The sequence below is a fragment of the Roseivirga pacifica genome, from assembly GCF_900111145.1.
Classification (GTDB): domain Bacteria; phylum Bacteroidota; class Bacteroidia; order Cytophagales; family Cyclobacteriaceae; genus Roseivirga; species Roseivirga pacifica.
Map to the genome: position 1 here is coordinate 720587 of NZ_FOIR01000002.1, position 13083 is coordinate 733669.

Here is a 13083-nt window from a genome sequence, read left to right on the forward strand (position 1 = left end):
GCTTTTATGAGTGGAAAACAAGAAAGGGAGCCATGACACTCCCTTTCGACCTAATCAAAAACATGAAATATTCACGCTTTCTTCTTTAATTTTTTAGTAACACAAAGGTAATACACTAAACATTAAAGTAAAATTCGGTTGACAATTAATTGAGCGTCTTTTCTTTATAGCAGTTAAATGCCCCGAAAAGCAATTTATACCTAACTTGAAAAAGTAAATTTCCATTACCAAATGACCATTGAAACAACACTCGAGAACTTTGATTGGAACATGTGGGGTTATCACTTCCCCATTAACGCAGCACACACCGAGCAGCTTTCGAGCGTGGCTCATCGCAGGGTTGTTTGTACCATTAATGGTCAGGTTACTCAGCAATGCGCCCTTATGCCTATTGATGACGGTAGCTACATACTCATTAACAAAAAGAACCGAGAGAAACTGGAGCTTAATGAAGGTGATAAAGTAGTGCTGGAAATTGAAAAAGACGAATCGGAATATGGCCTGCCAGTGCCAGACTCTTTCAGGTTTGTAATGGATGACGATACAGAAGCTTTTGAGCACTTTGAGCGCTTAACGCCCGGAAAACAGCGTAGCCTTCTTTACATAGTGAACAAGGTGAAAAGCACGGATAAACAGATTAACAAGGCGCTTGCAATTGCCGCTCATTTGCGAGAAGTCAATGGAAAACTTGACTTTAAGAAGTTAAACGAAAAGATTAAAGCATTCAATCAAAGGGACCAATTACTGTAAATGAACTACTATGGGCTGAAAGCACCATAGTTTTAGAAGCTAAAGCGAAATGCGTGAAAGTGCATAGTTTGAACTCAATTTGCGACCAACACAACCCCACCCTTACCCAGTCTAATATTTTATTAAAACATTAATATCCAAATACATATTTGGCATATACATATATTATCCGTAAATTCTATACCCCTAAATCAATTTCTCAACTAAAAGTAAAAGGAGGTAATGTTATGAATTTTACGGGAGCAAAAGCACCAGAAGAACCTAAGACAGTAAACGAGTATCGGCCTGTCACCGACTACATGACCAAAGAAGTCATTACTTTCCACCCAGACCAGAGTATTGCAGATGCAATGGACGTGTTTCTGGAAAAGCATATTTCCGGTGCGCCTGTGGTTGATGATAGCGGAAAGATCATTGGCATACTTTCGGAAATCGATTGCTTAAAAGTAATGGTGGATGAGGCCTATCACAATTTACCACATGGCCGAATAGCGGTTTCGCAATACATGAGCAACAATGTAAGTACAGTATCTGTAACTTCCGATGTGCTCGATGTAGCCTCCAAGTTTCTCCATACTCATTTTAGGCGTTTCCCTGTGGTCGATCAAAACGGAAAGCTTGTGGGCCAAGTAAGCCGCAGAGACATTCTGCAAGCAACTAGAGACTTAAAAACTTCTACTTGGTAAAACCGGTAGTATGGCGATATGTTTCAAGTGCTAAGCCTAGCAAACTTAGGGCTTGAAACGATGTTGACCAGCACCAGTTTCTAACCACCCCACCTACTTCTCACTTACAGCTTTTCCAGCTATCTTGCAGCTGTGAGGCACATTCTTTCTTCCTTCTTCATTTTTTTGGTTCGCATTTACCAATATGCCATATCGCCACTTTTAGGCGCCAATTGTCGCTACACCCCTACTTGTTCTGCTTATGCAGTAGAAGCAATTCGTACCCACGGCCCTTTTAAAGGTACTTGGATGGGAATAAAACGGATAAGTCGTTGCCATCCCTGGGGTGGTCATGGTTATGACCCCGTCCCTCCCAAAGAAGATGCTAAACAGGCTTCAGAGTAAGCACAATAAGCTTTAAGTTTGCGCACCTAAATCGGCAAGAATGGATTCAGATAGAAAAGTTTTATTGGCAGGCGCCACTGGTTATTTGGGAAGCTACATTTTAGCCGAGCTAATCAACCGCAATTGTTTTGTAAAAACAGTGGTTAGAAACACTGACAAGCTACCAAAAGGAATTTCAGACCTTCCTCTTTTACAAGTAAAAACAGCCGAAGTAACCAAGCCAGAAACACTCAGCGGTATTTGCGACAATATTGACACTGTAATTTCAACTATAGGTATTACCAAACAGCGCGATGGGCTTACTTACCAAGATGTGGACTATCAGGCCAATTTGAACCTACTCAATGAAGCCAAAAAAGCAGGTGTACGAAAGTTCATTTATGTAGCTGTTTTGAACGGTGAGCAATTCAGCGATTTGAAGATATGCCAAGCCAAAGAAGCTTTTGTAAAAGAGTTAATGGCCTCTGGGCTTGAGTATTGCATTGTCCGCCCCAACGGCTTCTTCTCCGACATGACGGAGATTTTTAAAATGGCACAACGAGGTAAAGTATACGTTTTTGGCAATGGAGAACAAAAGGCAAATCCAATTCACGGTGCCGACCTCGCCAAAGCTTGTGTAGACCAACTTGAAAGCACTGACAAGGAGCTTGAAATTGGTGGGCCAGAAACATTCACCCACAATGAAATTGCTCACTTGGCTTTTAAAGCTGTGGGCAAAAAACCGAGAATAACGCATGTGCCAGATTGGGCTCGTAAACTTTCGTTAAAGCTCAGCAAATTGGTAATGAGTAAATCACAGTTTGGCCCAATTGAGTTCTTTTTGAATGTGATGGCTGTAGATATGGTTGCCCCTGCATATGGTACCCAAACACTCGAAGCCTTCTTTGAAGACTTAAACAAGCAGTAGCTTTTCTGCCCATAAATTTGATGTTATATTAAAACACAGGTTTACTTATTTGGATCACAGAGGAAGAAAACTATTACTCACGCCATAAGCTGTGTCCTCACAGCGTAACACAAGGCCATTTGTGAAAACTTGCTAATGCAGGCAGGCACAAATGGTGGCAAGGTATAAAACACATCTTTCGATACTTAAGTAAGTAGTCCTATTAAATCAAAAGACAATTATGGGATTATTTAGCATCATAGCTTGGTTGGTTATTGTAACACTAATTGGGGGCGTTATTGCTACAATTAAAAATGCAGCAAATCAAAACATAAAGGGATTACAATCCATTGACGAGCGTTTAAAAAGGATTGAAGAAGAAATAAAAAAGCGTTAGCGTATTTATTTAATGAAAGTCCTTGTTCACGGCACCTCCAAACCACTTGATAAACTGCAGGTACCCGCCATGAATTATGGCCAGCTGCAGCGGTGGAGTGAACACAATGAACTCCCCTATTCAATCGAATTATCATGTGAAGAACTGCTCAACACATGCAGATGAAGGTTTCGCTGAACTGGCTGAATGGAAAGCTTCTGGTTGGCCAACTTTGCCAGAAATGCTCAAGTCGCACCCTGCCCTACTTGAAAAGCTGATAGTTTACAGCGACCTTGAAATACTAAATGTCTTGCTTAAAACCAGCTCCGTAGAAAGCCCTTTCTACATTGTTAACTCGCTTGATGAGGCAATAATTAGTGAAGAGAAAATCACTATTTCAGGCATTTGCTTCGAAGTAAAACTGGCCTAGATACTCAGGCTTAATTAGAGGGTTTAGCTCAAGTAGCAAGAACATCTTGAAGCATTCAAAGCACGATCTTATTATTAAAAACTCTTTTTAGTTAAATTCAGCCAACAAATAAACAAACTCATGAAAACAATCACACACACCATTCTTGCACTCCTACTGATCGCAGTAGCTGCTTGCGACTCGCGAAAAAATGATCAAAACAGCAATACTAAAATTTATAGTGGTGGAGATATTATCACCATGCAAGGGGACAGTCCCAAGTATGTAGAAGCAATTGTTGTAAAAGATGACAAAATTAGCTTCACCGGTTCACTAATTGATGCCAAAGAAAATGCCGGTTCAGGTTATACTTCTTATGACCTAATGGGGAAAACTTTACTACCTGGGTTTATAGATGGCCATGCACATTTTGCCGCATTTTCTGCACAGGCCATTGGTGCACAAATACTACCACCACCAGATGCGGAGGCTAAAAACATTCCAGAATTGATTAAAATATTAAAGGATTGGAATACACCTGAAAATAGAGCTTTAACTAACTGGATTTTCGGTATGGGTTTTGACGATTCCGTGCTTGAGGAAAAGCGTTTTCCAACAAAGCATGACTTGGACAAAGTTTCTACCGAATACCCTGTCATGATCATCCATATCTCCGGACACTTCATTGTGGTTAACTCTAAGGGCTTGGAAGAATTAGGCATTGATGCTAATTCAGAGGAACCTGACGGTGGTGTTATAAGAAGAGAGGCCAATAATGAGCCTAATGGTGTACTAGAAGAGCTGGCGGCTATTCCTCATATGCTTAAAGCCATAACTCCTGCAAGTAAAGAAGCTGCAGACTTGTTCTTTGAAGCGGGACAGGAAATGGCATTATCGTTCGGCTATACAACTGCCCAAGAAGGAAGAGCCATGGAAAACCATGAGCAACTTGCTGCAGCTGCCGAAGCAGGAATGCTCAAATTAGATGTGGTAAGCTATGTGGATTATGAGTGGGTAGATAAATACATGAACACCAAGTGGTATGGCAAAACTTATAAGAAGCATTACAGAATTGGTGGCATGAAAATTACGCTTGACGGTTCACCACAGGGCAGAACAGCCTGGAGAAATGAGCCTTATTTAATTCCACCAGATGGAGCAGAACCCGGCTACAGGGGCTATCCAGCTATCCCAAGTGATAGTACTGTTACAGCACTATACGAGAAAGGATTCGAAAACAATTGGCAAATATTGACCCATGCCAATGGAGACGCTGCTATTGATCAAATCATAAGAACAATGTCTACAGTAATTGACAAACATGGCAATGAAGGCCGAAGAGATGTACTTATTCATGGGCAATATATTCGCCCAGATCAACTCGATAGCTTTAAAGAAATGAATGTAATTGCTTCGCTCTTTCCACTACATACATTCTATTGGGGAGACTGGCATAAAGAAATCATTGGAGATGAGTTAGGAGAAAAAATCAGTCCAACGAGAACCGCCCTAAACAAAGGGCTCAAGCTAACTATCCACACCGATGCACCTGTTGCACTCCCTAACTTAATGCGAATGGTGGGTATTTCGGTCGAACGAATATCGCGATCGGATAAAGAAATTGGCCCGGAGGAAAAACTCACACCCTACGAAGCGCTAAAAGCAATTACTGATTGGTCTGCTTACCAGCATTTTGAAGAACAACAAAAGGGTACGCTTGAAGTAGGTAAACTAGCTGACCTTGTTATTCTAGATGCAAATCCGCTTAAAGTTTCTGAGGCGGAAATAAAAGACATTAAAGTCTTAGAAACTATCAAAGGGGGAAAATCCGTTTTCAAGAAATAATTTAAAGCTCCACATGCTCAATTGAGTGAGCATGTGGAGCTAAACTTAGCTTAATCAAAACAAATTCCCGAAGAACAGGGCGTTTAAGAATAGCTTGTTGGTGCCATACCACATGCCTCTAAAGTTCGGGTTATCAGCAAACATAATTACGTTACCACGGCCAATTCCGCTTACAATCAGCGAAGCGGTTCCTCCTAACTTCTCTAAATTTTGCTGCTTAACATAGCCACTCAAAAGTGGATTCTCGGTGTATTTAACCACTGTACTAAATGGATCCTTGCTAGGCTTTAAAAAGATGGAATGATTACGGTAAACAGGCAAATCTCTTCGTGTGTAGCCAAAACCAAGCGGGTGTGTAATATCAATATCGGCCATATACATAGAACCGCCAATTGCCGTAGAGCCACGCACATCACCAGCCGTTGCATAATCCATTCTATCAGGATTATCGAACTCTGGTCGGTCGGCAAACTCCTCGTTCACAAACTTGCTGCTTACCGCCCAGCTGGTAGCATTACGAATAGTGATCACTGTTCCGCCTTCTCGCACCCATTGCTTAATTCGATTGATTGTATTTTCGCCTAAACTACCGTAGTAGCCCGACACCAATACAAGCGTATTGTACTTGCTCCAATCTACTCTACCTAAGTTATCTTCCCAAACTTTGGTAATCGGCATTCCCACTTTGCTATCTAGCAAATGCCACACTTCTCCGGCCTCGTAGCTACTTGTACTTCCTCCAATGACCATTAGCGCCTTTGGTTGACGAATGGTTCTAAAGTTTCGGCTACCCAAGTCAATTCCTGTAGTGCTGTAACCGGTATTGGCAGCATAGGCTTTAATTCCTGCTAAATCGGTCGCCTCTTCCACAAAAGCGTGTACCAGATCTGCATCAACCTCCTGCCTCGCTACCGGAATCATTAAAGTACCGTAGCTAAATTCCTTTAATCCTTCATGCGTTTCCAAGCTAAACTCCTTGAAAGCAGCATTTACATACAAGCCTCTTTCTAGCAAGTAATTAAGTGCCTTTGGCGCATAATATTCGTCCCATTCAATTAGGTAGGCATACCTAGCATTCGGCACACTTTCATACCCCGATGTAAGATCATCAAAAGTAAGTTCAGCCCCGTTTAAGTCGGCTTTTCCAGCGTAACGTTCGTATGGCATGTTATAGGTCAAAGCTGCCGTCCATGACGATGCATCGTAAAAAATACTATCATGAAATTGGGTTACCTGCTCAAACATGGTGCGTACCATGCGGTATTGCTTTTGCCCATTCGGCACATAAAAAGCATTTCCGGCTTCAAATTGCTTTCCACCTAAGCTAATTGACTCATCTAGAGCATATGTTTTAATTCTGTGGCGAAGAAGTAAATCTAAGAACGCTTGGTTTCTGGTATCATCAGCCTGATCACCAAACACCCAGCCTCCACCAGCCTGATTACCTTCGTCAACCGCTGTTTCAAAGTAATTACTCATGTGGTTCAAAAGCGTTGGCTTCTCTCCCACAGCTGCACGTACAGTTGCTAAACTAGAGGTTAGGTGGTTTTTAATGGTGAAGGCAAAAGCCACCTTGCCCATATCAGAGTCTTGAATGTGGCCACGAGAACTTGCTTGTTCAAAAACCAAACCTAGCGCACCGTGAATATCGGGGTATGTAGAACCATAACCTGGATAACTATTGTCGTACGCTTCTTTGGTAAAATAAAGTGAGCCTATTTCATCTAAAGCCTCGTGGAAGTATTCGGCAAAAAGATTATTCAGTCCATCGTAATTGTCTCTTGGAACAACAGGGTTTTCCGAGCCATAAGGCTTTGTTGGTTCGAAGAAATAAGTCGAGTTCGTACCCATTTCATGAAAATCGGTCACCACATTTGGGTACCACTTATGGTAAAATTCTATTCTAGCTTGAGACTCTACATGTGCCAAAGGCAGCCAGTCGCGGTTAAGATCGTACCAATAGTGGTTTGTTCTACCACGCGGCCACATTTCATTGTGCTCTGCATCCACTGGGTCCGAAACCATCGGGTCACCCTTGTAAGTATTTGCCCAAGTTGAATGCCTGTCGCGGCCATCTGGGTTGAAAGCTGGGTCGATCATAATCACGCCTTCTTCCAAAGCATTGGTTACTTCGGCATGCAAACCCGCCACATAGTAGTAAGCCGTTAGCATGGCCGCTTCAGAGCTGGAAGGCTCATTACCATGCACATTGTAACCCAATAGTACAATGGACTTCTGAGCATTCAAATCGCCATTATCTGCGGTAGGGTCAACTAACTTTAGGTGCTCCTGGCGGATTTCTTCAAGGTTATTCAGGTTTTCTGGCGTAGTAACTGTTAACACCACCAACTGACGGTGCTCATACGTCTCTCCAATGGTATCGAGTTTTGCTCGGTTTGAAAGGCGCGCCAGTTCTCGCATATACCCAACGATGGCATCGTGACGTGTATGTAGCGTGCCTATTTCGTAGCCCAAATACTTCTCTGGAGAAGGAATTTTAGGGTCGAAGCGAGCTTCTTGCGGAAAGAAATAGTCTGATTGCGCCTTGGTTGAAATTGCCAGACACAAGCAAACAATTGCTGTTATTAATCGGGTACTCTTCATAGCTTTTGGTTAATTGGTTGACTTGCCATTCGCGAATTGGTGCGCCAACACCGAATGGCGATTAACGCTACACCTTTTGCGTAGCAGGTTGATTTTTTACGTTTAATTCAAAAATATCAGGTCTAGCATAATGACCAATCGGGTCAAAGTCTAGCTTACTTTGCGTAATCAGGTCTAAATTGATTTCAGCGGTAAGAATTCCTTCGGTTCCCCACAATGATCCGGCTAAAACATTACCTAATGGGTCGATAATTACAGAACCGCCATTGCTCATAACATCCGGTTGATTTTGTAGATCGGCAATACTCGGTAAGTCGTTCGGGTACATATTTTTAGTAACAAACTGATTGCACCCGAACACAAAGCAACGGCCTTCTAGTGCAATGTGCTTCATGCTATGTTGCCAGTTTTCTCGTGCATCGGCAGTAGGTGCCAAATACAGCTGAACTCCTTTTTGATACATACTCATACGCGCTGCGGGCATGTAATTCTCCCAACAAATGAGCCCTCCCATTCTGCCCAAACTTGTATCAAAACTAGACAGCGTACTGCCATCATCTTCTCCCCAAATTATCCGCTCTTGTGCTGTAGGCTTAATTTTTCGGTGCTTACCTAAGAAATTACCATTAGGACCAAAGTAAAAAATGCTGCAGTACATGGTACCCGAAACAAGGTCTTTTTCATTTACCCCAATGGCCAAAAATGCCTTAGCTGCTTTTGCCATTGCGCCAAGTCTATTGCAGGCAGCATCACCCTCTGCAATACTAGCGTCCCAGTAGCGCTGCCACAATTCCCTACCTTCAGGGCTGCGGCTGCCTACAACTGTCCCGAAACTTAAACCCCGTGGATAAACCGAAACAAATGCCTCAGGAAACAGAATCAGCTCCGCACCATTTGCCTGTTCAATAAGGTCAGCCGTTTTCCCCAAGGTTGCTTCTAAATCGAACAAAACTGGTGCGGCTTGCACCACCGCTGCTGTGAATATTGCCATGCCAAAAGTTAAGGAGAATTTGACTTTGGTAATTGGTCATTGCGTAATTAGTGCGCTCGGACCTTCTAAATTTCGGGAGTTGGTAAAGGAACCAACCAAATTTCAAACTATTTGAGATAAATTAGCCATATGCAAAACAAGCAAGACTACGCCCTATTATCCCTTGAGCAACTGAAAAAGGCGGAAAAGAAAATTTATCGTCAAGCCATTACCGCAGCAGTAATTATTGGCTTTTTATTCGGCATTATCATTTTCGGATTACTTAAAAATGGCTTTGGCTTTCTGTATGTTTTCATCCCTGCCATACTCATTGTAATGGTTTATAAGCAATCGAAAACTTTGCACAGCAAACTTGCAGACATTAGGGAGGAGATGAACTACAAACAAGCAACGAACAAGAGTAATCAATAGGACATGAGCTAGTTAACAAATCAAATTCATATTTTAGGTTCTAGGTTTCAACTTCAAAAACACGCATCAACATGCCAGCTCTCAATAAACCACTGACCATACTGCTAATCATTTGTACAAGCTTTGGTGCCTATTGCCAAAAAGCAGCTCCTATTTTAATAGCCCCCGTGATTATAGATACTGTTGAGGTAAAACAAACCTCTACTGTAACCCGCATGCTTTGGCTAAACGATACCATTACGATAGGCACGCTGGTGGAGCCCATTGAGATAGACACTGCAGAATTACTCAAAATGAAAAAGGCTTTTAAAGACGATAGCCCAATTAACGACAAAGAGATTGCTGAATTAAAAGCCAACATCAAAACTGGTGCACAAAACTGTTATTCCTACGCACTCGAAAAATACTTTGCACATCATAGCAGTTTTAACCAAACCCTTTTTAGCCAAACTACTGGCATAGACCGCCCTTCGGCAGAGGCTATTCTAAGCAAGTACTTTAGCAGCATAGACTCCTTCTCAACCGATTCAAAACAAGACTTAAAAAAACAACTACCCAATAATGTACTCGTTGGGTTTGTCAATAAAGAAAACTGGACAACCCATTTGGTTTATTATAATGAAGGGGTCTTCTATTCAAAAAACGGGGTTTTTAAACCGATTGAATTCAAGTCGCTGAAAAAATTCCTTAAAGAAAGCTACATCTACACGCAGCAAATAGTGCTTTATAGAATTGATGAAGATAAAGTGAAAGATTATATTCAAAAGGATAACTTCTAACTACATGAACTGGTACAAAACCCTTCTCATCATATTGTTTCTTTTGGCTCCGCTTTTCTCATTCGGCCAAGCAAAAGATTGCCATAAATTTAGGACAGGTAAATTTAAAACCACGGACAGCGAAATAGGGGTTAATTACATTACTCGAAACGATTCTATTCAAATAGAATATGTACCAAACCTAAAAGCCAAGGTTGCTTTAAATGTAAAATGGATCAATCAATGTACACTCCAACTCACCTTCAACAGAGTTATTGAAAACCCGGATTCATTAGCTATAGGAAAACTATTAGTTCTAACAGAAATAATAGAAACAAAAGAAAACTCTTATATAGCCGAGACCACAGTCGAGGGATACGATTACATGGTAAAGCATGAGTTCTTAAGAATAAAGTAACAGCTGAACCCCTAGAATGCCCACCCAACTTTCTATAGCCTATACCGAGCCATTCAGTTTTAAAAGATGCTACAATGCACTTTATCGCAGCGATGATGAGATCCTTTACCATTTGGAGGATGACGTCATTTACAGGCTTATCAAGTTGGGAACAGACTTTATTCCCGTGATGATTTCTGAAGGGGAAAACTGCATTTTGGCAAGCACAGACATCGATTTATCGACTGAACAGCAAACCGCGCTAGAAGCGTATATCACGCATTGGTTCGACCTAAAAACTAACCTCACTCCTTTTTACGCGCTTTTGCAAAAAGATACTCGGCTGGCGCATTTACCCGAAAAACTACATGGTTTACGTATTGTCGGCATACCCGATATGTTCGAAGCTATTTGTTGGAGTGTGGTGGGTCAACAAATCAACCTGAGTTTTGCCCACAAACTAAAGCGCAGATTGGTAGAACACTACGGAGTAAAAACTACATGGCACGGCAAAGTGCTACACCACTTCCCTACTCCAGAAGCCTTGCTACAACTTGATGAAGTCTATTTTCACGAGCAAAAGCAGTTTAGTAGAAGTAAGCTCAAGTATCTAAAAAATGTATCTGAGGCTTTTGCCTCTAGCATTGTAAGTCAAGAAAAATTGGCTGCTTTACCAACTTTTGAAGAACGCCAAGCATTGCTGACTTCTATTAAAGGCATAGGTGTATGGTCGGCCAATTACACCTTAATGAAATCCCTTAACCAGGCTGAAGCCATTCCCTTTGGCGACACCGGCATTACCCAAGCCATGTTCAACCTTGGTACTATCAATGACAGAAAGGATGAAACAGCCATAAAAGCATTCTTTGAAACTGTAAAGGGATGGGAAGCCTATACAGTTTTTTATTTATGGGGCAGTTTAGGTCTTAGATAACCCATTTATTCGCCCCATTCTCTCTCAGTTCAATCCATTTTCACTTCAATCTTTAACAAGCATCCATTATTTTACAACATGCTTGTTTACAAACAATTCAAACTCAAAAGAGTATTTGCTTTTGCCGGTTACCACATGGTATGGCTAACAGCTTGGGTAAGTGTAGTAGCCTTTTCCTATCAAAAATTTGAATTGAGCTGGCTAAGTATTCCTTGGGTACCCATTGCTTTAATAGGAACAGCGGTTGCTTTTTACGTGGGCTTTAAAAACAATAGTGCCTATGATAGAACTTGGGAAGCACGCAAAATTTGGGGCGCCATTGTAAACGACAGTCGGGCTTGGGGCAGTATGGTAAAAGCCTATATTGATGATTATTCTTTGGATAAAAATAAAAACAGCCAAGACATAGCTGACATTAAAAAATCGCTCATCTACCGCCATATCGCATGGTTGTATTGCCTGAGAAACCAACTTTTAAAACCCACCGATTGGGAGCATGAAAGGCAAGGCGGTTTTGTAAAGTTCAAAGCGCGTCAGTTTCGCAAAAAGTACGGTTTAGGTTTATTTGAAGATGAAATTAAGGATGCAGAACTTTACCACCTGCTTTCGAACGATGAGTACCAAAAGCTCAAACATTATAAAAATCCAGCAACCCATTTAATAGATCAGCAAGCGCAAGTATTAGCACAACTTACAAAGGCAGGCACACTTGAAACCTTTAGGCAAATAGAATTACAGAAGCTGCTTAACAGTTTTTACGAACAACAAGGCAAGTGTGAGCGCATTAAGAAATTCCCCTTGCCCAGGCAGTATGGTAACATTAGCCAGTACCTAGTGAGTATTTTCATCTTTCTACTCCCCTTTGGCATGATGTCCGAGTTTAGCGGTCTTACTGGCGGGGCATTTTACTGGTCCATTCCTTTAACCGTTTTGGTCGGTTGGGTATTTGTAGTAATGGAAACTGTGGGCGATTATACCGAAAACCCGTTTGAAGGAATGGGTAATGATATACCAATGCTTTCGCTTTGCAGAACGATCGAAAACGACCTAAGACAAATGCTCAATGAAACGGAATTGCCAGAAGACATTAAGGTGAAAAACGGGGTATTAATGTAAACTCAAATAAACAAGGGAATCAAGCTTTCCACCACACCGATCAGTAAACTCACTATTAAACCTGTTTTAGAAAGTTTGTTCGTGCTAAACGTATTGGTATGCGCTATATAAATAGCACTACCAGCTGCAAGCAACAGCACTATTACCACAAAGACAGGTGTGAAAGAAGGTGTAACACCAACCAAGTCAAAGAACAATTCTAAAATGGCCATGTAGCCAAAGATCGCCAACGCTAAGTTTGCCTGTTTAGAACCACGAATAAGTAGAAAACCTGCGTTTAGCAGTGCCATAGGCATAAGCAACAACGAAAACTGCATGTAATATGCCGGTGTAAAGTAAGTAGCAAAATCTACCTGAATTGTGGTTGTTCTGAAAAAGTTGACGATCAGCAACAAAGCAATCATCATAAACAAAGCCGCTACAATTCTACCCGCATTCAGTTGTTTGGAAGCCTCCATTTAACAAGAATAAGAAAAAGTACTGACATCAAGCATTCCTTATGGGTAGTCGAACCTGTCTTATTGGTAAGTAATTCT

General features: G+C 41.5%; 15 protein-coding genes. 12 read left to right on the plus strand and 3 right to left on the minus strand.

Annotated features, from left to right (window positions below; translation table 11 throughout):
* Positions 1-231: 231 nt before the first annotated feature.
* From BMW98_RS11890 to BMW98_RS11915, 7 genes are all read left to right on the plus strand, one after another.
* Positions 232-750 (plus strand): YdeI/OmpD-associated family protein, encoded by a 519-nt coding sequence (locus tag BMW98_RS11890; protein ID WP_090258807.1) that lies wholly within the window; start codon positions 232-234, stop codon positions 748-750.
* Positions 751-899: 149 nt separating this feature from the next.
* Positions 900-1436 carry a CBS domain-containing protein gene (locus BMW98_RS11895; protein WP_090258808.1) on the plus strand — a complete coding sequence of 179 codons (537 nt, stop codon included), beginning with the start codon at positions 900-902 and terminating at the stop codon, positions 1434-1436.
* A 141-nt stretch (positions 1437-1577) separates the two neighbouring features.
* Positions 1578-1820: a membrane protein insertion efficiency factor YidD gene (yidD, locus tag BMW98_RS11900; RefSeq protein WP_222843659.1), complete on the plus strand. Its 243-nt coding sequence runs from the start codon at positions 1578-1580 to the stop codon at positions 1818-1820.
* 40 nt (positions 1821-1860) lie between these two features.
* Positions 1861-2727, plus strand: coding sequence for an SDR family oxidoreductase (locus BMW98_RS11905; RefSeq protein WP_090258810.1), 867 nt, complete (start codon positions 1861-1863; stop codon positions 2725-2727).
* A gap of 220 nt (positions 2728-2947) precedes the next feature.
* Positions 2948-3103, plus strand: a complete 156-nt coding sequence (locus tag BMW98_RS20470; protein ID WP_162844732.1) for a hypothetical protein — start codon at positions 2948-2950, stop codon at positions 3101-3103.
* 76 nt (positions 3104-3179) lie between these two features.
* Positions 3180-3512: a hypothetical protein gene (locus BMW98_RS11910; protein WP_090258811.1), complete on the plus strand. Its 333-nt coding sequence runs from the start codon at positions 3180-3182 to the stop codon at positions 3510-3512.
* 120 nt (positions 3513-3632) lie between these two features.
* The gene (locus BMW98_RS11915) at positions 3633-5336 is read left to right on the plus strand and encodes an amidohydrolase (protein WP_090258812.1); all 1704 of its coding nucleotides are present in this window, start codon (positions 3633-3635) and stop codon (positions 5334-5336) included.
* Positions 5337-5390: 54 nt separating this feature from the next.
* Here BMW98_RS11915 and BMW98_RS11920 read toward each other — a convergent pair whose 3' ends face one another.
* Together BMW98_RS11920 and BMW98_RS11925 are read right to left on the minus strand one after the other, a co-directional pair.
* Positions 5391-7940: a M14 family zinc carboxypeptidase gene (locus BMW98_RS11920; RefSeq protein WP_090258813.1), complete on the minus strand. Its 2550-nt coding sequence runs from the start codon at positions 7938-7940 to the stop codon at positions 5391-5393.
* 67 nt (positions 7941-8007) lie between these two features.
* A complete protein-coding gene (locus BMW98_RS11925; protein WP_090258814.1) occupies positions 8008-8931 on the minus strand; it encodes a carbon-nitrogen hydrolase family protein in 924 nt (307 codons plus the stop codon).
* Positions 8932-9060: 129 nt separating this feature from the next.
* On the opposite strand from BMW98_RS11925, the gene BMW98_RS11930 reads away from it, so the two are divergent.
* The 5 genes from BMW98_RS11930 (at position 9061) to BMW98_RS11950 (ending at position 12547) form a co-directional block, all read left to right on the plus strand.
* Positions 9061-9342 (plus strand): hypothetical protein, encoded by a 282-nt coding sequence (locus BMW98_RS11930; RefSeq protein WP_090258815.1) that lies wholly within the window; start codon positions 9061-9063, stop codon positions 9340-9342.
* Between the two features lie 71 nt (positions 9343-9413).
* The gene (locus BMW98_RS11935; RefSeq protein ID WP_090258816.1) at positions 9414-10121 is read left to right on the plus strand and encodes a hypothetical protein; all 708 of its coding nucleotides are present in this window, start codon (positions 9414-9416) and stop codon (positions 10119-10121) included.
* Between the two features lie 4 nt (positions 10122-10125).
* Positions 10126-10518, plus strand: coding sequence for a hypothetical protein (locus BMW98_RS11940; protein WP_090258817.1), 393 nt, complete (start codon positions 10126-10128; stop codon positions 10516-10518).
* A 16-nt stretch (positions 10519-10534) separates the two neighbouring features.
* Positions 10535-11431, plus strand: a complete 897-nt coding sequence (locus BMW98_RS11945) for a DNA-3-methyladenine glycosylase family protein (protein WP_090258818.1) — start codon at positions 10535-10537, stop codon at positions 11429-11431.
* Positions 11432-11509: 78 nt separating this feature from the next.
* Positions 11510-12547: a bestrophin family protein gene (locus BMW98_RS11950; RefSeq protein ID WP_090258819.1), complete on the plus strand. Its 1038-nt coding sequence runs from the start codon at positions 11510-11512 to the stop codon at positions 12545-12547.
* A gap of 2 nt (positions 12548-12549) precedes the next feature.
* On the opposite strand, the gene BMW98_RS11955 is transcribed toward BMW98_RS11950, so the two are convergent.
* Positions 12550-13005, minus strand: coding sequence for a hypothetical protein (locus BMW98_RS11955; RefSeq protein WP_090258820.1), 456 nt, complete (start codon positions 13003-13005; stop codon positions 12550-12552).
* Positions 13006-13083 lie beyond the last annotated feature (78 nt).

Coding starts and splice junctions, on each gene's coding strand:
- BMW98_RS11890 (WP_090258807.1), top strand. CDS start 232: ATGACCATTGAAACAACACTCGAGAACTTTGATTGGAACATGTGGGGT.
- BMW98_RS11905 (WP_090258810.1), top strand. CDS start 1,861: ATGGATTCAGATAGAAAAGTTTTATTGGCAGGCGCCACTGGTTATTTG.
- BMW98_RS20470 (WP_162844732.1), top strand. CDS start 2,948: ATGGGATTATTTAGCATCATAGCTTGGTTGGTTATTGTAACACTAATT.
- BMW98_RS11910 (WP_090258811.1), top strand. CDS start 3,180: ATGGCCAGCTGCAGCGGTGGAGTGAACACAATGAACTCCCCTATTCAA.
- BMW98_RS11915 (WP_090258812.1), top strand. CDS start 3,633: ATGAAAACAATCACACACACCATTCTTGCACTCCTACTGATCGCAGTA.
- BMW98_RS11920 (WP_090258813.1), bottom strand. CDS start 7,940: ATGAAGAGTACCCGATTAATAACAGCAATTGTTTGCTTGTGTCTGGCA.
- BMW98_RS11925 (WP_090258814.1), bottom strand. CDS start 8,931: ATGGCAATATTCACAGCAGCGGTGGTGCAAGCCGCACCAGTTTTGTTC.
- BMW98_RS11930 (WP_090258815.1), top strand. CDS start 9,061: ATGCAAAACAAGCAAGACTACGCCCTATTATCCCTTGAGCAACTGAAA.
- BMW98_RS11935 (WP_090258816.1), top strand. CDS start 9,414: ATGCCAGCTCTCAATAAACCACTGACCATACTGCTAATCATTTGTACA.
- BMW98_RS11940 (WP_090258817.1), top strand. CDS start 10,126: ATGAACTGGTACAAAACCCTTCTCATCATATTGTTTCTTTTGGCTCCG.
- BMW98_RS11945 (WP_090258818.1), top strand. CDS start 10,535: ATGCCCACCCAACTTTCTATAGCCTATACCGAGCCATTCAGTTTTAAA.
- BMW98_RS11950 (WP_090258819.1), top strand. CDS start 11,510: ATGCTTGTTTACAAACAATTCAAACTCAAAAGAGTATTTGCTTTTGCC.
- BMW98_RS11955 (WP_090258820.1), bottom strand. CDS start 13,005: ATGGAGGCTTCCAAACAACTGAATGCGGGTAGAATTGTAGCGGCTTTG.